Source organism: Bradyrhizobium genosp. SA-4 str. CB756, assembly GCF_000473125.1.
GTDB lineage: Bacteria > Pseudomonadota > Alphaproteobacteria > Rhizobiales > Xanthobacteraceae > Bradyrhizobium > Bradyrhizobium arachidis.
Map to the genome: position 1 here is coordinate 5,951,000 of NZ_KI421499.1, position 23,473 is coordinate 5,974,472.

Here is a 23,473-nt window from a genome sequence, read left to right on the forward strand (position 1 = left end):
GGTCTCATCAGCTCCGGCGATTTCGGGCGCTTCGCCGGTCGAGCTATGCTTGTGCCGGTGTGCGACCTGCCGCGCCACGACGCGTGCGGGTACCGGGTCAGGACAACTGCATAATCCTCTCGAAAACTACCAGCTTTGGTAGATCAGTTGTGAGCGACAGGCGAGTAAGCATCGTTGCCGCAGCAGGATCGGGTTCATAGGCACGCCCCGGGTCACAATGGTTGGCGCTTCTCTAGATCTTTCGGCTCGATTCTGACGTGAGGACATAGGGACATTATGGTCTTGCAGATGCGATGACAAATCGAATTCAAAGGCGTCAGACAACTCTGTCCAGCAACGGGTTCGAAATCGCCCAGATTCTCGAGGGCATTCGCCGCTGGGTCCTGATTGAATCTCCGACGGAGCGGCCGGATCAGATCAACAAACTCGCTGATGTCGTCGCAGCAGGTTATCGCGACCTGCCGGCCAGTGTCGAGCGCGTTGTGGGGCGTGACGGCTGCGGCGATCATTTGGTCAGCCGCTCTTCTTGGGGGCAGGGCGTACCGGGCATTCTGGTGTTAAGCCATCTCGACACAGTTCATCCGATCGGGTCCATCGAACGGCTACCATTCAAGATCGAGGGCGACCGTGCGTTCGGCCCTGGCATCTACGACATGAAAGGCGGTGCCTACCTCGCCTATCACGCCTTCCGGCAAATCTGCGCCGATGATGCACGCCCGCCGCTCGGCATCACGCACCTCTACGTTTCGGACGAAGAGATCGGCAGCCCAACCTCGCGCGCGCTAATCGAGGCCGAGGGCCGCAAGGCCAAATACGTACTGGTAACCGAGCCCGCTCGCGACGGGGGCAAGGTCATCACGGGACGCAAGGGCGTTGCGCGCTTTGACGTATTCATCAAGGGCGCTCCGGCGCATGCAGGTACGCGGCCCGAGGACGGCCGCAGCGCGATCCGGGAACTCGCCCATGTGATCCAGACGCTGGAGGCGATGAACGATCTCACGCGCGGTATCACCGTCAATGTCGGCGTCGTGCGCGGCGGCACCAGGCCCAACGTCGTCGCGGAACTGGCCTATGCGCAAGTCGACGTGCGCGTCCCCACCATGGCACATGCCGACGAGCTGGTGCCGAAGATTCTCGGCATCACCTCGCGCTCCGACGGCGTCAGCGTGAAGGTATCAGGCGAATTGAACCGTCCGCCATATGAGAAGACCAGCGCCGGCGCCGCACTTTACGCACACGCCAAAACGCTTGCCGCCGAACTTGGCTTCGAGCTGCTCGACGCGTTCAGCGGGGGCGGCTCCGACAGCAATTTCACCGCGCCGCACACCGCGACTCTTGATGGCCTTGGCGTTGACGGCATGGGCGCGCATACGCATCATGAGCAACTCTACATCTCGTCGATTGAACCTCGCGCGCGTTTGCTGTACCGCCTGTATCAGACGCTGCGATAATCCTGACGCCAAGCGAAATCAGTGACCGCGACGTGCGTTTGATGACGGCCGCCGGCACATTCGCAGGACCGTTCCTCGCCCACCCTCACGGCACTCATCGAAAACTATCGGTCAGATGCCGGATTTGGCATTGCAAAATCATAGAAGTGACTGAGCTAACCAATGACGGCAGCGGAGGTCAGGCGGGCAATCGGCTGCAAAGGGCGCGAGCCCTTGGTCGCGGAAGGGCTAACGTTTCCGAGAATTGGCTTATCGGCAGCGGCCCTCATCTCAAAGGCAAACGAGCTTTCTTGACGCAAATCGCAGCGCTGAATGCGTGCGACACCAGACCGGCCGGCGAGCCGATTTAAGAGCTTGGCCACGCTCACACCGTGCATAAAAGGGCTTGAATCGGACGTAACGTTAAGTCGTACGGTCTTGAGGTGGGCACCTGTCTCGGTCTGCTGCCGAGATCGTGAAGGATTGCGAATGTCTCAGCTGGTCAGATCATCGTTCCCACGGTCAATCATGATCGCCCGTGGCGGGGCGGTCGGAAGCGTTCTGCAGCCAGTCCTAATTGCGGCGCTATGGCTCGAACGTAGCTTTGAAACGCCCGCCATTCCGAAAGCGAGACCACGTGGCTGTTCTGGCCCGGGGCACCAGAGAACCGACGAGGTCAGAGTTGAGCGACGTAGACCTCCATCCGCCCCCTAAGTCGGGGACGCTGCCGGCCGAAGCTGAACAAAGCCCCTCCTCTGGCGCGACACCGCGCCAAAATCAGTTCGCCGAACTGGCTTTCCGCTATGTCACTGCATTCTCGTGGTGGCAAGGCATGGCGATCGCGCAAAGGTGCGACAGATGGCTGGCCTGCGCAGGTTTTCAAGGAGCCTGAGCTGCAATTGTCGCTCCGCTTGGCCCGCGGGGCATCGCAAAATATTTCTTGGCATTATGGAGCAGCAAGTTGAAAGAGCCCGACGGCCTCAAGAAGGTCCTGTTGATCGACCATATTGAAGGCCAATGCCGCTGCATCATCGGCTTCAAAGATGGAGATGCCAGAGAGGCCTATATGTGCGGCGAGCCCGTATATCAAAGACGCGGCAAGAAACTGTCTTCGTGGTGTTTTTATCACTACGGACAGATGCACACGACCGTCGCCCAGCAGAACAGAGAGAGTGATCAATCGGCCGAGATCCCTCAAGCAATATTCATTGTTCGCAACCCATGAGAACCATCATCCCTCCAAGGCCGTCTGATCATAGCCTGTATAAAGGCCCCGAATCATGTCATCGGAGACTCGCCAAGCAATTCCGGGTTGCGGCGGACGCCACTCGCTGCAAGCGTACTATGCGGGCGTGAGGCGCTTGAATATCGAGTTGAATCTCCGCAGCCTGACCGACCGAAAAGCTGCGTATACTCCCCGCGAAACGGCGATCCATTTCGAAGGGCAGCCTCTCAGCTACGTCGGCCTCGCCCGACAGACCGACCATATCGCTCGCGCTCACCGACCTCGCCTCTCTCGGAGCAGGACGGCGCCAAATCAAGCTTCGCTCAGTGCTCAACGCGGCGCAGCAGGTTCACCATTGTTGGCATCACGATTCCTGTCTGATCGCGCCCAAATGCCCGGAGGTCGCGGATGCCGCGGATCCTGATCATGAATGCCGGTACGGCTCAAATGTCGGGCTCCGATCTGACACCAGCTCAACTTTCGCTGGCCGCCAATTCGGCATACCGTTCAGCGTGGTTTGCTCATGAGGGTGACCTGATAGTCTCTCCGGTGGTCATCCCCGCGGATCTGCTATCCTTCATTGGCGCGACGCTCAATTTCGACGCATCGAGCCTCTGTTTGCTTGTACCTCAAGGCGGCAGCCAATCGCCGGTGCTTGATGATTGCACACTCCTGTCCAAGACTGTTGTTGAGCGAATCAACAGACATATTCGTCAGAAATCAACCTGGCGATTGTATCCCTGTTACTCTACTGAAGGCGTCGCACGCCTGGCGGCCATGCTCGGTATACCGCAGACAGGCGACGACTTCGCTCTGCAGCGGGGGCCTGATCTGTTGAACCGCAAGAGCCACTTCCGTCAATTGGCGACAAGCGTCGCACTTCCACTGCCGAATGGATCTATCACGACAGACTCAAACGAGTTATTCAGAGCGGTCACTTCACTTAGAACCGCGACCGGCAGCGTCATTGTAAAGCTGGACAATGGAGCCGGCGGAGTCGGAAATGTCATCCTGACCGGCAATGAAAGCGATCCACTACCTGGGGCAAGAGATACCCGGCGAATTCCATGGACGTCGTTTGATCCTGACGCGCTTTGGTCCGAGATGACAACGGCGTCATGTAAGACGCTCGTCGTGGAGTCGTACCACCTGGCGACGTCTTTGTTCTATCTCGAGTATGAAATCGAGGATGATGGTTCAATCGTTTTCATGAGCAGTGGAAACATACGTCTGCGTAAAAGCGCCGACCGATCCGAAAGAGCTCTGATCTGGACAGGACTTGAGCTACCAAGCGACCTGAGGAACGAACAATGGTTGACTGCCCAGGCGCATGCCTACCGATTTGTGGCGCTTGCGCGAAACCTGGGATATCGCGGAATGATCAACATTGACGCCATTTTCGCGGATGACGGACGGCTGCTGTTTAACGAAGCGAACGGCCGTTGGGGTGGCGGCTCGGTGTTACACACCATTGCCGTCCGGCTGCTGGGTTTCGACTATTCCGGTTGCAACGTTCTTTTATCCGTAAGAAATGTTCGATCAGGATCCCTACAAATAGCGCATGATCGTTTGGTCAAGGAAGGATTTCTGTTCGACCGCACACGCAAGGAGGGCGTGATCCCGCTTGCTGCCGACCCAGAGGCTGGCACCGTGGAGTGCCTTGTGATTGCGCGCGATAGGGCAGCGGCCCGCGATCTGCAGTATCATTTACTGCGAATCGTTTGATTGAGATCCCAGCGACCATATCTTCAACCGCTCATGATCTGAACTTGTCCCTGCTTTCGATCGCGTGAGATACCTGACGACGGGACGTGAATGTTTGCCTCGTCTAGCTCGAGCTCTGTCAGCCCCAATCGGGACCACCCTTAAGTCGCTACTGAAGTGCCGATCGCGATGAGGTGCTCGAGGTGCAGCCGCTCATGGACTGGCCGCTCGCCCTGCGCCAATCGTCCAATCAGCGCTGGCGTCGCGTCTACCACCTGGGTACCCTATCCAGGCCGTTCTGCTGCCGGGCCAGCGGGCCGGTTGCAGGCGGAAGCCGAGACGTGCTGCGAGCTGTTCTGCAAACGGTACTGTTGGCAGACTGGGCGGAGTCATAGTGATAGGCAACCGGGGCGGTAGGCACGCGCCTCAACCAACAGAAGCGACCAGTGGGCGCCGCCATCAGTAACGCCCGCATCGTTCACAGGCACGAACAGGAAATTGACGGTATCGTACCATCCTGATCATTGACGACCTGCTGGAGGCTTGTACGCGGTCGCGGTGGCTCGGGATCAAGCGCGGCAGCTGGGCTTGCGCAGGTTGAACGAATCGGGTCCGGGCGGCGAGATCCGGTTCGTTCCAAAGCAACTCTTCTTCCACATGCGCGTCGCCCCGGCAGCTTTTGCCAGAACCAGTCTGAGCACAAGATGCCAAGCTACTACCCTCTCCTGAGAGCTCACCCCTTACCAAATTCATTCGAAAGCGATCTCAGCCACCCCACCTCATGTGCCAGCGGTAGAACTTTCGATGATCCGGCGGTTCGCGCCGCTACGTTTTGAACAGAAGTAGACCAGCGATCGGCGCTCGCCGGACAGCACAGGCTTCACCTCGTGCCGGAGCTTACATGTGGTGACAAGCACAGCGCCAAATGGCGGTCGGAATACCTGGTGTTCGTACCCGCTTGGATATACCACGAACTCCCCGCCCTCGAAGTCCCTCGCCAGCTGCACGATGACCGCGTACTCGAAATCCGGATCGCTCGCAGAATCCAGATGAATGCCAACAAACGAACCAGGAGGCATCCGATGCATTTGGCATCTGCGAATCACGTGATCCGACGTGGCCCCCAAGATCTTTCTTACCGCGAAGCTGCGGTCTTTCCTTTCAAGTAGTTCCATGATCTGCCGTGGAGCTGCACCGCCCACGTCGCTAGGAGCGCGGCCGGGCGGGTCTACCCTCACGCGCTTGACGAAAACATTGTGCGAGTCGCCGGCATCTCCCTGCCTCACTTCCTCTTCGGAAATCTCAGCCTGCAGCTGATTGATCTTGGACAAGTCATCTTGGGTGAACAATATCTGGGGGCCGATCACGACCGTCCCCTTTACCAGCAGTTCTATGCGGTATTTTGTCAAAGCTTCTTCTGAAAGAAGACGAGATTTATGATTCATTGCGCGTGCCATTCGAGTTCACTCCAGGGTTTTATCTTCGACGCAGGACTGAAGGTCCTGGTGCAGCGAGCGGAAGGCTTGGTCCCAATGCTCGCCATCGAACTCGCTCACTGTTATGCGTTCGATGGTCCCTTTATCAAGGCATCGAATATTTACGCTGAATCCGTCGGGATTTGAGCGCGGCCTATAGAATGGCTTTACGCCACAAACCCGGCAAAACGTGTGCCGAGCGATGTTCTTATTGAACTGATACGTCGTGAGGAATTCTTCGCCGCACTCAATGCGAATCTTATTGCCGGGTACGAGCAAGTGCAGAAATCCAGACATTTCGCAGATTGAACAGTTGCATCGAACTGCAGAGAGCTCTCGCGGTGCTTTGACGTAGAACTTGACAGAACCACAATGACAACGGCCATGGTGCTCGACCTCCGAGTGATCATCTCCCTTCAGTGAGACAATTCGGCGCAGATCGCGGCACCACTGTAGGCTGAGCCGATAGGCTCGATCGAATTCATCCAAAAAGCGGTTATTCCTATCAGCCGGGATAAGTTCGCCAATCAGCCGGCCTGTCATTTCTCCGTGGTACTTCTCCGCAGGATCTTCTCCGCCGACGTGGCTGCGGAAGTACTCAAGATCGTCAGGCCGCGCCTTAAAGGTTTTGACCAGAGTGCTCCATAGCGACTCGATCATGTCCGCAGCATGTAGCTCAAAAGCGACCATGTAGGCGCAACGCACTAAGGGATCTTTCGATGACAATCCGGCATAGAGAGAATGCAGGTACTGCTTGGTCGTGGCGCTGTAGTTGGGCCGTATTGCTCTGCCGAGTAGTTGCGACGCATCCTTTCTAAGCAGGTTGGAGTGGAAGTTCTCAGTCACCAGAATGTCGGGTAGCGCCGCCTTGCCTCCCTGGAGAATTTGGCCATAACCGCCCGTCTCATCCCAACAGATGAAATTTCCAACCACGCTGGTCAGTTCGATGTCCCTCGCAATATCTCGATTGTGATTCATTGCATCGAAAATGAGATCCCGTTGCGACCCCGCCTGCAGGTACGGGAACGCCTGTGACATCGCAAGATAGTCAGGCAGCAGGCGAGCGGCCTGGTCCTCGGACATCTCCGCAGCGAACGGGTGCGGGCCGAACAGGGCTCGTGCTTGCTCAGTCAAATACTTGCAGCATATCTGCGGAGACTGATCGGGTGTCAATCGAGACGCTTGAGATGTCATGTGACTCCTGGTGATGAGGAGAGAACGGTCTTTGACGGAGCATCGCGCTAGCTATTGGCCACCGCGAGTTCGTTGGTTCGATGGGCTTGTCTTCGCGTTCACCATCCAGGCGACATTCTTGGTTGCGCCTTCGCGGTAGCAGACAGCGGCATGTTCAGTGCTGCTCACCCGCATCGAACGGAGCACGTAGATCAACTGAGCGGCGGCGATCAAGACGGATTCCGGTCCGCGAAACGTTGGATGCCGCGAATTTCCGGGCCGGCCATCATACGCTTTCAGCGTCATGGTGAGATATTACGCCGCGCAGGCCCTCGCTGTTGCTGCTCCTGCCAGTCGATCGAACCGCTATGAGCTTCGTACAGCATTGCAAGGATTATCCGCATCTACCTGGCTCGCTGCTGGCCGCCACGAGATTCTCAAAGAGACCGACGCTATGTTTCACGTTCGCGAGTGCCACCACAATGTCTTCTTGCACGCTTACAGCAATCACCGTGCCAACTCGTGCACTCGCCCCAAAGATTTTTGAGTACATTGACAAAATCGCGACCGACGTCGCAAGTGAATTGAACCCGACAGCGCTTGCACGGCTGACGGACACCAGGCGGCGAAGAGCCGGCCGGCCGCCACTCACAACGGGCCAATGAGTTCGGGATACTGAATCGCGGAGATTGGCCCAAAGTGCCACAAAAGTCTCGCGCCTTGAACAGCGCGACAAGCGCTTTGGGGAGCAGGCGCTAGCATGGTGATCCCGTCCGCTGACGTAATCCATCTTCGCTCGCGACAACTACGCGCTAAGCAGTTGCCTCAACGCCATCGAACACGACCATATAGTGGGATCTGGACCCATTCGCAGGTCGATGCGGCCTGACAATCGCGACCAACTCCGGGCATTGATCGAGGCCATGACGCGGTCTAGGGAACACGCGGTCCCCGATGCCCTTGGAAATTGAAGAACGCCGTGGACCAGAACGCGCAGGTCGCGAGCCGAAATACCTAGCTAGATCTTGCGCGCCCACGCGAGTGCCTCATGGTGTTGGTACATCTTTGACCGTTTCGCTCCAGATCAAGCGGCACGGGCAAGCGCAGCAAGATCGGCTTCGAGCTTCGGCTGACGCTTGAAAATCGCGTCTATCAACGCCTGCGCCGGTTGCTCGCCGGCCTCGACCAGCACTGCCTTCTCAGCCCGCGCAGAGGGAGCGAACACTCGCTTGACGACAGTCGGCGATCCCTTGAGGCCGCATTTGGAGACGTCCTCGATACCGGCATCGTTTGCGCTCCATTTCACGATTTTGGCGCGCGCGGCGCGCAAGGCATCCGCCATCGCGCCTCGCCGAATCTGATTCGTTGCCTCCAGCATGGTGATGAGACAGGGCAGCCTCGTGTGCAGCACCTGGACACCACCTTCGGAGCGTCGTTCCGCTTCAATTGTATGGGCGGCAAGATCTAAGGATCTGACTTTCGCAACGTAGGTTAGCTGCAATACGCCCAGCCGCTTTGCGATGCCGGGGCCAACCTGCGCGGTATCGCCGTCGATGGTCTGCTTCCCCGTGAAGATGAGGTTTGTCGGGCCATATTCCTTACCGATTTTTCGGATGGCAGTTGCAAGTGCATACGTCGTGGCCAGGGTGTCGGAGCCCGCAAAGCAGCGATCAGTAAGCAGGACGGCGCGATCGGCGCCGTAAGTCAGCGCCTTTCGCAAAGAATCTTCCGCCGATGGCGGTCCCATTGTAAGCACCGTGATTTCGCCGCCGAACCGATCGCGCAGCTCCAGCGCGGCCTCGAGGGCGAAGAGGTCATATGGGTTAATGATGGTCGGCACTCCCTGACGCATGATTGTATTGGTCACGGGGTGCACGCGGATCTGCGCCGAGTCCGGAACCTGTTTGATGCAGACGACGTTGTGCACGGTGTTGCTCCCAAAAGCTGCGACAGCTGCGGAGAGCACAGCAAGTGTCGTACCATCGCCCGTCCTTTGGGATCAGCTTGCCATCACAGAGGCTTAGTCCCGGTAATGCGCGCCTCTAGGCCGCTCCCCGACGAACGAATCCTAACACTGTCAGAACTGCGACAACGTTTTTCAGCGGGCCGCGCCAGCTGGGTGATGCTAGGACGGCTTGCGACAGATTACCCCGCCAATCACCGGCGACCGGCTGACCGGGTGACGTTCATTGAGCATTGGCGCTCACTAGTCCGGAGCTTGATCGACGGATAGGCATGACGCTCGTTACATGATCCGCAACCGACTGTTCGCGATTGCATGGCCCGCAATGACGCTTAGTATGTCATTGTGAGCAAGTCCCTTTGTCATCGAACCAGGTGAGCCCGCCCTTCGACAGCAGTCCCGCGCGCGGGATGCTCGGGGCCAAGTTGCCCCCGTGAGCGGACCCATTTCCTTCAGATTGTGATGAGAATGCCTATCGGAGATCGTTCTCGTATAGCTATTTGGCAGTAGCAGTTCCGACCGATGTCGTCGTTCAGAACCGCTTTATCTCTATTCCATATTTCCTCAGCGCGTAGCCAATTTGACGCGGCGTTAGTCCGAGCAGGCGCGCTGCTTTTGCCTGCACCCATCCAGATCTTTCCATGGCCGCAATGACCCGTTCGCGATCGGCCATCTTGGCGCCACTAACGAGAACTGTGCCGGGAGGCCCCAGTGAGGCCAGTTCGCCGCCGACAGACTGGACCGGCTGGGTCGCTTCAGCTAGCGGAATGGTGGATTTTGCAGGCACCGACGGCGTGGGTGCGGGCTGGTCCAGTCTCTCGTCGGAGGTGCCTTTCCACAGCATCGCAGAAAGACACTGGCCGTGGCAGCATGCAAAGTCACTTCTCACAATCGATGATCCGGCGCACAGCGTCGCTGTCCGCTCGATGCAATTTTCGAGTTCGCGGACATTTCCCGGAAAGCCGCAGTTCATCAGTACATCGATCCCGCTCGCCTCCAAGGTCAGAGTACGACCGTTCTCGTTATTGAAATTTTTGAGGAACTCCCTGGCAAGAAGCGGAATATCACTGCGTCTTTCGCGCAAGGGCGGCAACAGCAGGGGAACTACACTGATGCGATAGTAAAGGTCCGCGCGGAACTCGCTCCTTGCGACAGCCTCTTCAAGGTTCTTGTTGGTCGCAGCTATCACTCGAACATCGACCTTAACAGTCTGGTTGCTGCCGACGCGCTCGAACTCCTGCTCTTGGAGAACGCGCAGCAACTTCGCCTGGAACGGAGCTGAGATCTCGCCAATCTCGTCAAGAAACAGCGTTCCTTTGTCAGCAAGTTCGAAGCGTCCCTTGCGCGAGCTGAACGCACCGGTAAAGGCGCCTTTCTCATGTCCAAACAATTCTGATTCCAGGACGGTCTCAGGAAGCGCCGCGCAATTCAGCTTAACAAACGGGCGCCTGGCGCGGGACGATGATTCGTGAATGGCCTTGGCTACGAGTTCCTTTCCGGTACCGGATTCGCCACGCAGCAGAACCGTGCTATTAGATCTGGCTACAATCGCGATCTTCTCCAGCAGCCCGCGGAGGGCCGGACTGTCGCCAATGATTCCATGGGCGTGTAGCTTCTTGCGCTCCCGAGGGGGTTGCCTGAGGTCGAGTACCTGCTTTTGTAGCCGGTCTTTCTCCGCCATCAATCGTTCGCGATCGCAGGCGAACAAGCGATGTAACTTCACTGTTTGTCCCACCAGGTTGGCGATCATGGCGAGCAGTCGCGCATCGTACTCGATCCCGAGACTCGACCTATCGTCCCGGATACGATCAACCGTCAGCGTACCCACGACCTTCGGCTCAATGCGAATCGGAACCCCGATGAACGACACTGGCATATCATCAGAGGCGCCGAGCACTTCCCGGTCGGCAGCGCTGAATACCGGCTCGGCGGCCACGCTCTCGACAACAACAGGCCTGTCCGTCGCGATGATCTGGTCGATTACTTTCCGCGGCAGCCGCATTCGGTAACGTTCGTCGCTGCCTTCGCTCCAGCCCGCCCCCACTGTAATGTCCGGCATGCCGTCGTCATCGAACAGTGAAACGATGCCGTGGCGCATCTGCACAAACGACTGCAGAAGATCAAGAACGTTGGCTAACGTGACCTCGAGCCGACAAGGAGCGGTGAGTATTTTCGATATCTCGAAGATGCCGGTCAGCGCGCTCTCACGCAACGGCTCGCTCGAGAGCTTACGTTCCGGCTCCGGTTGCGGTGCGGGTCGTTCGCATGAGGAAGGTATATCCAGCATGAGGCGGTCTCCGTTCTCTCGATCATCCTCCCTGGTACTTTGTCCGGGTTGGCGAGCTTCGTTTTGCATGTCACTCTCGATCTGACGCCAAGTGTTCACGAGATGACATAGAACCGTAACACCTTTTCATGGCACGACGGTAAACTTACGGTGTGCTTTCATTCTATTTTGCAGATTGCGCACGCGTCCTCACCGGAGAACATAACTACCGCTGCTGCAGCTCAAGTCAGCGGTGTCCCCAAGGCCGGCTGATTCACAGATGCTGCCCACCATTGACCGGCACCTCGGCCCCCGCGACATAGCTCGCCGCATCCGAGCACAGGAAGAAGATGACCTTGGCCACTTCGTCCGGGGTTCCCACTCTGCGAAGCGGGATACTTGGCACGAGACGCGCTTCTGTGTCGGGCGATAACATGTCGGTCCTGATCTCGCCGGGCGCGATCGCATTCACGCGAATACCATGCGGTGCATAATCGTGGGCCATTTCGCGTGTCAGGCTCGCGAGCGCAGCTTTCGACGTCGCATAGGCACTGCCCGCAAACGGGTGCACCTGCGAGCCCGCAATCGAAGTCACATTCACGATCGATCCTGACGCGGCTCTTAGCTCGTCAAACAGCCCCTGCGCCAGGAGGATCGGGGCCACCAGGTTGAGATGGAACACCCTCATCCAGGTCTCGATTGACGTCGTCAACGACGTCATCCGATCGCCAGCGGGCGTTTTCGGCGAGACGCCGGCATTGTTCACCAGTGCGTGCAAAGGTGCACCGGCCAAGCGCTTTTTGACCTCAGTGATCGCGCGCGGCAGCATTCGATGATTGCTGAGGTCGATCTGCACGTGATCTTCGTTCCCTGCCTCCCAGGGGCATCGCTGGCCGTCGAACGGCTGACGCGCGCAAGAAATGATGCGCCAGCCCGCCTCAGAGAACAGCTTGGCAGTGGCGTGACCAATTCCGCGCGATGCTCCGGTGAGCAACATCACTTTCTGTTCTCTGCCATGAACACGGGCTTTATCGGTCTGAAAAGGGCAAGCTAAATTTGTGTCGGGCACCTGGCCTTCGATCAGATCGTTCTTTGGCAGATCGAGATCCACGCCCGCCTCCTCTCCTGCTGCGTGCGGCATGCGTAGCAGGATTTGGGCCACTGCGATGCATGTAAATCCGCTTCCGTTTTGCGTCCTAGTGTCGCGCACGCGGAATGCTCGGTTCGTTCAAGACATAGTGCGTGTGCTTTGCGACAGTGATGGTGCATCAGCTACGTAAACTAGCGAGCACACTCGCCGTCGTAAAGACAAGGCTGCGAGCAGCGCCCCAACTCGAAAGCTGACGTTACCAGAGTCGTACGTTAGATTCGTCGGCAACTGATGCCGGCTTCATCGCGGCCTGCTCGGACGTATCCAGCACTGGCACATCGCCGGGCGGATTGATTCCGGACCGCGACCTGGCGTACTGAATGTTTCTTCAAAATAGTGGATTTCGAGAGCGCCCGTTCACACCAGCGAGTACCGACCGCCAAGACGGAGCTCACCGGATGAACGGAGAGCCTTTCGATATATTCATCCGCGATGGACGACCGATTAGCGTCGACTTGCGCCCACGAAGCGAGGACGTGTTACACCTGTTTACCGTGGCGGCAGCCACACTAAGGTCATTGTTGTCGACGTCGAGCTTCAGCGGAAGACATTCGGCCCCCGCGTCGCTCTGTTCTCCGGTGGAAGTTCGCGACAGAGCATCACTTCGGCCAGACAATTCCCGCCCCGAAAAGATCTGCCAATACTGCTGGATGCAAAAAGCGGCAATCAGATCGATCACGCGGGCAACGGCTCTCATGAAGCCACGAGCGCTTGCGAGGATTCTTCAATCAGGATCAATCGGCTCGGATCGTTCAAATCGAATTCTATAACGCGTGGGGCAAAGAGACGCGCATAGCGCGTAAAGGCGCTCGTCGGGGGAAAACGAATCACAGTGTCGCAGCGCGCAAGGAGGTACATATCGATGAGGGCGGAAAAGCCGCCCTCGGCTCCGAGCGTGGCGTTGTGCAATGGGCCGGCCTGAGGGGCCTGGAACTGTTTTGGAATCGTGAAAACATCAGGAAATATGGTCGAAACCTTCTCAAGGACGATCGCGCTGTCCGTGCACAGGAAAGCCTTCACGGGTTTTGCGTGGGGTAACTCCCTAGCCTTATCAATGGCATTACAGACCTGTCGCAAGGCGCGCTCCGGGTCAGCCCAGTAGGGAGCATGCCCCATAATGTCCTCGCCGTTGCCATGCCGGACATGGATTCCGATTACGCTGTACGATTCAAAGTGCTCGCGGTAGATCGCATTAATCCGAGACTGAATTTCAGGTCGTGGCTTGATGTTCCGGAAGATTTCTCGTTCGGCCTCCTGATCGCAGCGCCACATCAGGCAGGCGTCACACACAACCGTGTTAGCGTCACTATCTTTCCGACTTTGGAACAGTTGATCGAGTTCGTCGCGTTCTCGGAAAATCTGTTCGTCCGGACGGTAGATGCAATCGATGGATGGCTTGTTCCACCATGCCGGGAAGAATGGTCCCGGAAATGAATAATGATTGATCTCGTCGTCGCAAATCACCCGCACGCCAGCAATGGCTTGAACCGGTTCGAAGAAGACTGGAAAGGCGTTCGTGGATGGCTCATCGAGATAACAAGATCCCCGCCAATCAATGGCTAGCGTCCGTCCTGTCTGCTTTGCAAAACGCCAAGCTGCCGCCAGTGACCACAGGCAGTCGCCGAACCCCGTGCGTCGCCGGGAAACTACGAACCTATCATTCTTCGAACCGCTCTGCATTGCCTCTTCCCGGGCTCCTGGTTGGACAAGAGACGTCATTGCAGACGTCTCACGTATCATCTTGTCCGACGTCACAGTCTGAAACCGCGGTGCCGGCGAGCTGCGTCGGTAGAACTTCATAGCAGCGCTATCCGTGATGGGCCGCGTTCTCGCAACACTTTCCGTCTTTTCTTGATCGGTGTTGCGTCGACGTGCCCGATTTCAGTCGGATGCCCGATGACCCCCGTGCGTCGGATGGTCTGGCCTCCTCACATGCTGCAGGCATAGGCATGGCCATGCTCATGAGTTCCGGCTATGTTTCGCTTTGCACTTTATTGCAGCCGCAAGCCGCGCGCGGCGGATGAAGCCGAACGCCACGCAGCTCCCACACGAGCCGCAGCTCCCTCACGAGATCTTCACGCTTGGCCTGGTCCTGCATGGTTGCGTCGAGAAGCCAGCCGAGCGACGCCTCGCCCTCGATCCGCATCAAGATCTCGAAAAGCTCATGTGAGATACGCATACCATCGCGGGCGGAATGTCCTGTGCGGATCTCGCAGACCGTTTCCTGACGATCTGGCGCTGTGTGGGAGCGAACACGATGAAGGGATGCATACGGCGGCAATGAAACGCCCAGTGCACTCCAATCCTGCAGTGATGCTGGCCGCTTTCTGACGAGGAACGGCCCAACAACAAGTCCGTCCAGGTCAGTCGTTAAGAACGTGGTGATCGCATCTGCCACGGACTCCACGATCGGCTCGGCATTGTTGTTAAATGAGGTATTCAGAAGAACTGGGATTCCCGTTCGCCTCTTGAACGCATTAATTACATCCCAGTAGGTGGGGTTTGCCTTGCGCGATACTGTCTGCAGCCGAGCGGTCCCATCAACGTGTGTGATCGCACCGAGCACGGTACGCTTGGTTTCACGCACACGAACCACGAAGTTCATGAAGGGGAGCTGCCGCGTGCCGTCCGGGAGCTCAAAGAACTCGCTCGCATCCTCCTCCAGTACAGATGGCGCAAATGGGCGATAGCCCTCGCGCTTCTTGACCATCGCGTTGATGCGGTCCTTGTTTTCCGCAGGCCGCGGGTCCGCAAGAATGCTGCGGTTACCAAGCGCACGTGGGCCGAACTCAGAGCGGCCCTGAACCCAGCCGATTACATCGCCATTCGCCATCCAGTCTGCCGCACTGGATGCTATGTCATCACTTCGTTGAATGTCGAGGTGGCCTGACCATGCGTTGAGCTCATGCTCAACGGCTTGCTCGTTGCCGAGATCGGACCCCCAATAAACGTCCGGCAGTCGCTCCCGCGGCGCCGGCCTGCCCAGCTCGTTTGACAGCATCAACGCAGCGCCGAGCGCGCAACCGGCGTCGTGCGCCGCGGGTTGAACAAAGATGTCGTCAAATAGCCCGGAATAAAGCAGCTTACCATTCAGCGTGCAATTATGGGCTACTCCCCCGGCCAAGCACAGGCGTGTAATGCCCGTCGCCTCACGATGGTGTCGTAGGATGTGAAACACGATCCGTTCCAGCGCCTCCTGCAGCGAAGCGCTGACATCTCGATGCTGTTGGGTGAATGGCATTCCTTTTCGCCGAACCTCGATGTTGCGGACCAGGACCGGACCGACCCGATCCAGGTGAACGCGATAGCCACCGTTTTCCAACAACTCGTAGAACTGCGCGAAGAGCTCGCGATAGGGAGCGGGATCACCATACGGGGCAAGCCCCATCACTTTGTACTCGTCGAACAACCCGTAGCCGAGATATCGGATCGTCTCGAGATAGAACAGCCCCAGGGAGTTATGTTCCGGGAAGCTTGCTAGTTGCGCAATTTCGGTGCCAGACCCCACCGCCAATAAGCCGGAGAGAAAATCGCCACCGCCGTCGACGGCAAAAACGAGACTTTGCTCGAAGCCGGACATGGCAAACGCGCTCACGGCATGCGCTTCGTGGTGATTCACGAAGGAAAGGCGCGACGGATCGATCTCAGCGCCGAACTCCCGTGCCAGCAGCTGGCGCAGCAACAGTTTGGCGTCCAACGGAACGGGCTGAGACACAGAAAGACGCTCGAGCATGGTGTTGCAGTAGGCTTCAGTCGCGTAGAACGCGATACGGTCAATCTCGCCGAGCTCAACGCCAGCGGTAGAAAGGCAGTATCGGATCGAATTGCTCGGGAACTTGTTGGAGTGCTTGACGCGGTTGAGGCGCTCCTCTTCGACAGCAGCAATCACGCGGCCATCCTGCACAAGAACCGCAGCGCCATCGTGAAGAAATGTATTCGGCAACTCCGGCGTGCTTTCATAGATCCTGTCAAGTCCGCCACTCACTCCCAGGCACAACATCCCGTTCTCCACATGATCCTGCCAGGAACGCTTACTGCGTCCCACCTATCTAATCTGTACGGTCACGCTCCGTCGGGTGCGCGGCCCCGACAGCACAACACAATATTGCAAAGCCCGTCTCGGCGCCTAGCGACGGGCGCCCAGAAGTAACGGTGCTGGCGTCCGCACCGATCTACCGAACAGGCGGCCGTAGACCTTGCTCGATCGCGGCCTCTTAAGGCCATTGCAGCAGCTGCTGTGACAGACGAGGTCATCCCGAGCTACCGCAGAACGCATCGTGACAGTGCATCGATGTGACTTTCTCCATTTTCGCTGAACTCACGTCAACGCAGCAGGCGGCGCCGAAATAGTGCTGTCGACGCGAAAAAGGGCAGGACCGCGTAAACGCAGAGCGCACCTACGTGCAGGGCAGCGCTGTCGGCGCCGCGCTCAAGCATCACTGGGCGAATAAGGTCGACCGAATGTGCGAGAGGCAACAAGCCGGCGAAATGCTGAAATGAGCCGGGCAGTTGGCTCGTCGGAAAGACCGCGCCACACAAAAACACCATAGGAGTGAGGACAAGTGTCTGGTAAAACACGAAGTAATCGTAACTTGGCGCAAGAGATATGACGACCATCGCCAGGCTGGCGAAGACAAGGCCAGTAAGGGCGATTGCCGGCATCGCATACAGAATGGATGGCCATGACGCATAACCCAGCGTGGCAGCGACGATCCAGATCGCTGTTCCGGCCAGAACGGACTTACTGGCCGCCCACACCAGTTCACCCAGAACGATGTCGCCAAGCGTGAGCTGAGTGGAGAGGATTGCTTCCCAGGTGCGCTTGGCGTCCATGCGTGCAAAGGCTGCATACATGGCTTCAAAGGTCGCGGACGTCATGGCGCTGGTCGCGACCATGCCTGCCGCCAGGAACGCGATGTACGACGTCCCCTCAACGCGCCCCACGATCAGTCCAAGCCCAAAGCCGAGGCCAAACAGATTGGTTATAGGATCTGCGAGGTTGCCGAGAATCGATGCAAGTGCGACTTTCTTCCATGCTAGGAAGTTCCGACGCCATACCGCAATCCAATTGTATGCGTTAGCGGGCATCACTGCCGCATAACTTTCACCCATCGCTCACTTCTCCATCTCGCGCCCGGTCAGCCGCAAAAACACGTCCTCGAGATTCGGGGGACGCTGCAGAATACGAAGGCCCGCTCGCCCGCGCAGTTTCACGCGTACCTGGTCCGGATATGCCGCATAACAAAAGAGCGTCTCTCCACTCACTTCAAGGTGCCGTGCATGCGGCCTGATCAGCTCGCAGAGCTGATGTGGATCACCGCCATAGATTTCGACCACGTTGCAGCCAATATGCTGAGCTATGAGGTCGTCCGGCTTGCCTTCGGCGATCTTGCGTCCACCCTCGAGGACACACAGCCGATCGCACAGGCGTTCGGCCTCTTCCATGAAGTGAGTGGTCAAGAGAATCGTCTTGCCCCGCGCAAGCAGAACTCGCAGACGTTCCCAAATCAGGTGGCGGGCGTGCGGATCCAAACCAGTCGTCGGCTCGTCCATCACGAGCAGATGCGGGTCATTGATTAGCGCACGCGCCAGCGTCAGCCGCCGTTTCATACCACCGGACAACTCGGACACGCGCACATCCGCCTTGCTTTCGAGGCGCGCAAACTCGAGCAGCGATGGCGCAACCGCCTCGATCTTGCGAGCGCTCATGCCGAAATAGCGACCAAACACGAGCAGGTTCTCTCGAACGGTGAACTCGAGTTCAAGGTTATCGAACTGCGGCACCACGCCGATGCGCACGCGCGCCACACGAGCGCGGGAAGGCACAGGCTCATCGAGGACCGTAATCTTGCCTGCGTCCGGCGAAATCATGCCGAGGAGCATACGCGCAATCGTGCTCTTGCCAGCTCCATTTGGACCAAGCAGGCCGAAGCATTCTCCGCGCGCAACCGAGAACGATAGTTCATTGACGATGACCTTGTCGCCAAATGACTTTTTCACGTCGGCAAGCTCGATTGCTACGGTGGACATGGTCACCCTTAGGCTGACAAAAGTCGCTCGGGCGACAATGGCTTTCTTACCACCGTTTTGGTCCAGAGCTGGCCGTCGCACCACACATGCTCGACACGCTCCCATTGGCAGGCCGCGGCAGCATTCGGGAAGAAGCCCCGCCCGTGGAGGTTGGCGCTCGTGTTGCAGAGCAGCGGTAACCCCGTGAGTTGCTCAAATTCGACGAGAAGCGCGGCGATTTTGTGCGGAGAGTTGCGGGAGATGGTCTGCAGCCGAGCGGAGCCGTCAAGATGGACCACAGCGGGGACCTTGTCGCGCCATTCCGCCCGGGTCTGGTGATCGAACAGCATGTAAGGATCCGGCGTACCTGGGCTGAAAATTTCTGGCGCCCGGTCCTCCAGACAGATCGGCGCCACCGGCCGGAAGTGCTCGCGACGCTTAATGTCGTTGAGATGATCCTTCATTGCCGGGGAGGTCGGCGCTGCAAGAATGCTTCTGCCGCCCAACGCCCGCGGCCCAAGCTCGGCGCGCCCCGAAAGGAAGATGACCGGCTTGTTGTCGGCCAGAATCACCGCAAGTTCATGCAGACTGCATGGCGCCGCCTCCCAATCCGGCGGAAGTTCGCTGTCCTGCAGGGCCGGACCACTGTAGACTGACCATTCCAATGGCCCGAAGCCATTTTGCGCTGCCATCGCGCCGCAAGCAGCGCCGATTGCCGAGCCGCTGTCATTCGGAAACGGCGGCACCCAAACATCATCGAACAATCCCGCCGCACGAAGCGCGCTGTTCCACTTGATATTGAGACCGCAACCTCCGGCGATACATAGATTTCGCGCTCCTGGAAGCGACGAGTATCGCAGCAAAACCACCGCCATTTCCTTGACAAGAAGACGTTCCACGAACACATGAAACGACGCAAGGACGTCCTCCGCTCGCTTGGCCGTCAGGCGCAATGCGCTTGCCTCGAAGAAGTCGTGCACAGCTGCAAGCGACGATTCTGCGTTGTTGATGTCTGCGCGGTAGCGACGAGCCTGCTCCGTGTCAGCGGCGAAGCGCTTTTCATAGAGCTCCTGAAACACTGCCACAATGCTTTCGTCGACAGAACCAAGCGCGATGTAAGCCATCAGCTTGCCGGCGATGCCTAAATCCCAACTGGAGCGGTTCGGCTGCCTGTAAGGGCCGAAGTGAAGACCCGCGGCGGCATAGGCATGGCCGATCATCGGAAACAGGGATGCGATGAACCGTGCCCCCCCGGGTTCCACATAATAAAGACGCGGAAAGATGCAGCCATCCCATACCAGACAGAACGCGGGTTTTCCCGCGCTGGCAAAGGGACTGGTGCTATATGCTGACGCGACGTGGCCCGTAACGTGCGGGTAGCTCTTATATGGAAACACCTTGCCTCCGAGGATCAGGCCAAAGCCGTCGACGGAATCAAGAAGGCCCTCAGCATGGCGCTCGACATACGGCGCCCCTTTCAGCGCGATCGGCACAGCGCCACTTAGGACCTGGAACTGCGACTCAATCTCCCCATCCCAGCCGTCGATGACGAACTGATCGATATCCCGCGGATCCAGGCCATGCTCCGCCAAGGCGAGCACGACTGCATCGAGATTCTCGACGGATTGATAGCGTGGACTGTTGCCGCGCTTCTCTTGCTCGGTGCAAAAGACAAGCCGCCCGTCCTCGACGACAGCAATTGCCCCGTCATGTGTCAACTTGATGCCGCAGATGCGCATACGATCCCCTGGTCTAGTGGCCGACGTTTGATTGTTCTGACGAATGACCCGGCTTCCGGAACCGGACGATCAAGCAGTCTTCGTTGACCGACTCGGTGTGGCAATGCAGACGCTCGACCTCCGATAGGCTCTCGTTGAAGAGAGCGATCACCGTTTCGGCACCAGCAGCATGGCCCCATCGTTGACATGTGGCATCACGTGCGGACCCGAAAATCAGAGCTCCATTTGGCGCAAGCATACTCACTAGGTTGCGGATAGCCGCATGCATCTCAACAATGTCCTTGAGGTAGTAAAGAACTTCGGCCACGACAATCAAATCGAACCGCTCGGTGGTCGAGAACCGCTGGATGTCGGAGGTCACCCACGTGATATGCGACCACTTCCTGGTCCGTCGTCGCGCTCGTTCGATGGCCTGCGGCATGACATCGACCACAGTGAGCCGTTCGCATAGTGGCGCCAACATGCCGGTGAATGCACCGGCTGCACATCCCACTTCGAGGGCACACGCAACGTCTCCATTGCAACGCGACATCCGGAGCATTTGCGCGTATCGCTCCTGCTCGAAGGAACTGCTGTCGAGGCGCCATGGATCGTCGGCAGACAACTCCCGCTCTAATAGCTGATGGTTTGCGTCCGGGATCATGAGCCTATCACCTACTTGCAGGCGGTCGAACGATCGCAACCGCAAACACTCTTCGTTGCCGTCAGGCTCGACTCAGGGCTCGAAAGCCCCGCCTTATGAATTATTCCAGACATTCCCCATTTACTTGCAGCACTTGGTCCAGCGTTCGGGTGCAGGATGACAGACTGCTTTTCCCCTTCGGCCGGCACATTGGCGACCTTGCGCGATAGCCAATCGCTGTTGCTCAACGTACAAAGCGCATAGGCCTTCAAAGGAAGTAAGAGAAAGATATTGATCGGTGTGTGGAGCGCGAAGCCGAGAAACCGCAGTTCGCGAGCACGAAGGGCTGCCACACTGCAGCGGACCATTGTCATTGCTGCAAGCGTCAATCCCGTCCACCAGGGTACAGAGCCGCCGATTAGGAGCTGTGCGAGCGCAGCCAGTGATGATAGGGCGAGAAGCAACGGGCCGAGATTTTGCCCGACAACGTCTAGCGTCAGATAGCCATCGAGTTCTGGCAGCAGGCGTAATGCAAGGAACGTGTCCCGGAAGGTACTGCGCGCCCAGCGGAGTTGCTGGCGTAGATATGGCCCAAGGCTGTCCGGGACGACTGTTGCTGCGATCGCGTCCGAGACGTATTCCGTTCGAAATCCCGCCTTGAGCATGAGGATCGTTAGATGGCGATCCTCGCCGAAATCGCTCGGCTTCCCACGAAAGAATTGGGCTTCGTATTGATCGAGAAGCAAGGCGAGCGCGGAGCGACGATACATGGCACACGGGCCGCAGCAGCACATGACGGCACCGAAACGCGCCTGCGCCGCGCGCTCCTCGTTGCATGCCAACCAGTATTCCATATCGATCAACCTGGTCAGCCAGGTTTGGCTGCGGTTGCTCGCTATCAACTGACCCATGGCCGCACCGACTTCCGGGTCGTGCATCTTCAATACAAGCTTCGTGACAACGTCAGCGGCAAGTATCGTATCCGAGTCGACATTGAGGACCAAGTCACCGGATGAGCTGCGTATTGCGGCGATCTGCGCCTTGCGCTTTCCAACGTTGTTTGCCAGCAAGATGACGCTGAACCTCGGATCGTTCGCATAGATTTTGTGTACAGGCGCGACAACGTCGCGATTTGCCGATCCGTCGTCGACCACATACACCTGTAGCTTTCCGGTGTAGTCTTGACTCGCAAGCGACTCCAGACATTGGGCGAGCGTGATTGGATCCTCGTTGAAGCACGGTACGATGACGTCTACACTGGGAAGGATCGGCTCCGATCGTCCCAGGTTGTCCCGCAGCGATGGGTTCGTCGCCGGTTGGGCATAAAGCGCTTGCGCGCTCTTGTAGATCGTCGAGAGCAGCGCATAAGACGAAACAGCGACAGCGCTTGTTGTAGCGAGCAGGTCCATAGGGTGTCAGTTTTTTTCAGTGAAGTTGAGGGAGTGGACGGATTACAAACCCGCGCCGTTGTAGCGCCGGGATCAGATGTGACAGCGCGATGGCGGTCTGATCGCGCAGCGTGGCATCAGTGCACGGTCGCTCCTCATCAGGAGGATATCCGTCGTGCAGGAGCACAATTGCACCCGGGCGAACGCTCGCCAGTACTGAATTCACAATTCTATCAACCCCGGGGCGGGACCAATCTCTCGGATCGACCGACCAGTGCACAGCTGTGAGACCAACGCTCGCTGACACAGCGAGCACCTCTTGTGTCCACATGCCGTAAGGTGCTCGCATGTGCCTGGGTGAGGCCTGCGGGCACGCCGAACGGATCGCCTCGCTCGCCGCCAGAACTTCATCGCGTACCTCCGCTGGTCCGCATCTGGATAGATCCGGATGCGTCATCGTGTGGTTCGCGACCTCGTGCCCTTCCGCGATCATTCGTCGAACGAGTTCAGGTTGTTCGGCCGCGTACGTGCCGATCACGAAGAACGTCGCCGGAGTCCGATGTTGCGCCAGCACATCGAGCACCTCTGGCGTGCAAAATGGATTTGGCCCATCATCAAAGGTCAAATGCACGGCGTGACTTCCACTCACGTCAGCGTAGTCGCAACGGACAGCAGACAGGGGGAAACGCTCTTTCATAACTCGGGCCCGTTCCGATCGATGAGCGTCCCGGCCGGCCACTCGCTTATCGAGCGTCCAACCGGAAAAACCACCACGATCACGTCTTCGATGCGGATCGGCGACAAATTGGGATAGACATCCGGATGCGTGGAGCGGACGCGAATGCCAGATATGAGGGTGGCGAGCCCCTGCCTTTCGACCAGCCGGGTCATATGTTTCTCAAGCGCAGGCCGAACCGTGCCAAAGCCGAATGGAATCCCAAGCTGCTGCAGCAAGGGATACATCACGCGCATTGCCTGGCTAATTCCCAGGCCTTCAAGATCCGGGCGCACCGCATATAACCCCAGTTCGCCAACGAGAAGATCGACCCCACCAACATTAATGAAACGGCGTAGTAGCCCGATGTGAGCAGCTATCCCGCGCGCGTCGTAACCGATTACGCGGACCTCAGGTCTTGCACCGGCCCAACTTCGGTTGCCCTCAAATGGCTGCGCATTGAACGCACCGGTCGGCCCGTAACTTTTGCGGAAGAACTCGGCGAGCTCGGCATGATCAGAGAGCCGCAGTTCGCTTTCCCAGCGGAGGCTCCACTGCACTTGAGCGCGCGCAGTAGGGGCTCCCGCAGTCCGGGATGCGGCAATGTTCATGGC

At 58.1% G+C, this 23,473-nt stretch carries 18 protein-coding genes; 4 read left to right on the plus strand and 14 right to left on the minus strand.

What is annotated here, in order from left to right; translation table 11 throughout:
- Positions 1-293: 293 nt before the first annotated feature.
- The 4 genes from BRAGE_RS0128850 to BRAGE_RS0128860 all read left to right on the plus strand — a co-directional run bounded on the left by BRAGE_RS0128850 (position 294) and on the right by BRAGE_RS0128860 (position 4,380).
- Positions 294-1,451, plus strand: a complete 1,158-nt coding sequence (locus BRAGE_RS0128850; protein ID WP_051378102.1) for a M20 family metallopeptidase — start codon at positions 294-296, stop codon at positions 1,449-1,451.
- 661 nt (positions 1,452-2,112) lie between these two features.
- Positions 2,113-2,322, plus strand: a complete 210-nt coding sequence (locus tag BRAGE_RS54950; RefSeq protein WP_141263254.1) for a hypothetical protein — start codon at positions 2,113-2,115, stop codon at positions 2,320-2,322.
- Positions 2,323-2,391: 69 nt separating this feature from the next.
- Positions 2,392-2,655: a hypothetical protein gene (locus tag BRAGE_RS0128855; RefSeq protein ID WP_027562739.1), complete on the plus strand. Its 264-nt coding sequence runs from the start codon at positions 2,392-2,394 to the stop codon at positions 2,653-2,655.
- Positions 2,656-3,063: 408 nt separating this feature from the next.
- Positions 3,064-4,380, plus strand: coding sequence for a peptide ligase PGM1-related protein (locus BRAGE_RS0128860; RefSeq protein WP_027562740.1), 1,317 nt, complete (start codon positions 3,064-3,066; stop codon positions 4,378-4,380).
- Between the two features lie 758 nt (positions 4,381-5,138).
- Here the strand turns inward: BRAGE_RS0128860 and BRAGE_RS0128865 are convergent.
- From BRAGE_RS0128865 to BRAGE_RS0128925, 14 genes are all read right to left on the minus strand, one after another.
- The gene (locus BRAGE_RS0128865) at positions 5,139-5,816 is read right to left on the minus strand and encodes a 2OG-Fe(II) oxygenase (RefSeq protein ID WP_035730166.1); all 678 of its coding nucleotides are present in this window, start codon (positions 5,814-5,816) and stop codon (positions 5,139-5,141) included.
- 6 nt (positions 5,817-5,822) lie between these two features.
- On the minus strand, positions 5,823-7,028 hold the full coding sequence (locus tag BRAGE_RS49585) for a GFA family protein (protein ID WP_035730169.1): 1,206 nt from the start codon (positions 7,026-7,028) through the stop codon (positions 5,823-5,825).
- A gap of 1,063 nt (positions 7,029-8,091) precedes the next feature.
- Entirely contained in the window at positions 8,092-8,934 is an 843-nt protein-coding gene (locus BRAGE_RS0128875) for an electron transfer flavoprotein subunit beta/FixA family protein (protein WP_027562743.1), read from the minus strand.
- 568 nt (positions 8,935-9,502) lie between these two features.
- Positions 9,503-11,326, minus strand: a complete 1,824-nt coding sequence (gene nifA, locus BRAGE_RS0128880) for a nif-specific transcriptional activator NifA (RefSeq protein WP_027562744.1) — start codon at positions 11,324-11,326, stop codon at positions 9,503-9,505.
- A 184-nt stretch (positions 11,327-11,510) separates the two neighbouring features.
- Positions 11,511-12,347, minus strand: a complete 837-nt coding sequence (locus BRAGE_RS0128885; protein WP_027562745.1) for an SDR family NAD(P)-dependent oxidoreductase — start codon at positions 12,345-12,347, stop codon at positions 11,511-11,513.
- Positions 12,348-13,079: 732 nt separating this feature from the next.
- A complete protein-coding gene (locus BRAGE_RS0128890) occupies positions 13,080-14,186 on the minus strand; it encodes a nodulation protein NodZ (protein WP_108914594.1) in 1,107 nt (368 codons plus the stop codon).
- Positions 14,187-14,358: 172 nt separating this feature from the next.
- A complete protein-coding gene (locus BRAGE_RS0128895) occupies positions 14,359-16,386 on the minus strand; it encodes a carbamoyltransferase family protein (protein ID WP_027562747.1) in 2,028 nt (675 codons plus the stop codon).
- A gap of 323 nt (positions 16,387-16,709) precedes the next feature.
- Positions 16,710-17,498 carry an ABC transporter permease gene (locus tag BRAGE_RS0128900; RefSeq protein WP_027562748.1) on the minus strand — a complete coding sequence of 263 codons (789 nt, stop codon included), beginning with the start codon at positions 17,496-17,498 and terminating at the stop codon, positions 16,710-16,712.
- A 3-nt stretch (positions 17,499-17,501) separates the two neighbouring features.
- A complete protein-coding gene (gene nodI, locus BRAGE_RS0128905; protein WP_027562749.1) occupies positions 17,502-18,416 on the minus strand; it encodes a nodulation factor ABC transporter ATP-binding protein NodI in 915 nt (304 codons plus the stop codon).
- A gap of 8 nt (positions 18,417-18,424) precedes the next feature.
- Positions 18,425-20,134: a nodulation protein NodU gene (nodU, locus tag BRAGE_RS0128910; protein ID WP_027562750.1), complete on the minus strand. Its 1,710-nt coding sequence runs from the start codon at positions 20,132-20,134 to the stop codon at positions 18,425-18,427.
- 13 nt (positions 20,135-20,147) lie between these two features.
- Positions 20,148-20,777, minus strand: a complete 630-nt coding sequence (gene nodS / locus BRAGE_RS0128915) for a nodulation methyltransferase NodS (protein ID WP_027562751.1) — start codon at positions 20,775-20,777, stop codon at positions 20,148-20,150.
- Positions 20,778-20,788: 11 nt separating this feature from the next.
- Positions 20,789-22,165, minus strand: a complete 1,377-nt coding sequence (gene nodC / locus BRAGE_RS0128920; protein WP_027562752.1) for a chitooligosaccharide synthase NodC — start codon at positions 22,163-22,165, stop codon at positions 20,789-20,791.
- 16 nt (positions 22,166-22,181) lie between these two features.
- On the minus strand, positions 22,182-22,841 hold the full coding sequence (gene nodB, locus BRAGE_RS49595; RefSeq protein ID WP_035730173.1) for a chitooligosaccharide deacetylase NodB: 660 nt from the start codon (positions 22,839-22,841) through the stop codon (positions 22,182-22,184).
- Complete coding sequence (locus tag BRAGE_RS0128925; protein WP_027562753.1) at positions 22,838-23,470, minus strand: NodA family N-acyltransferase; 633 nt, start codon at positions 23,468-23,470, stop codon at positions 22,838-22,840. Before BRAGE_RS0128925 ends, nodB begins: the two co-directional genes overlap by 4 nt.
- Positions 23,471-23,473 lie beyond the last annotated feature (3 nt).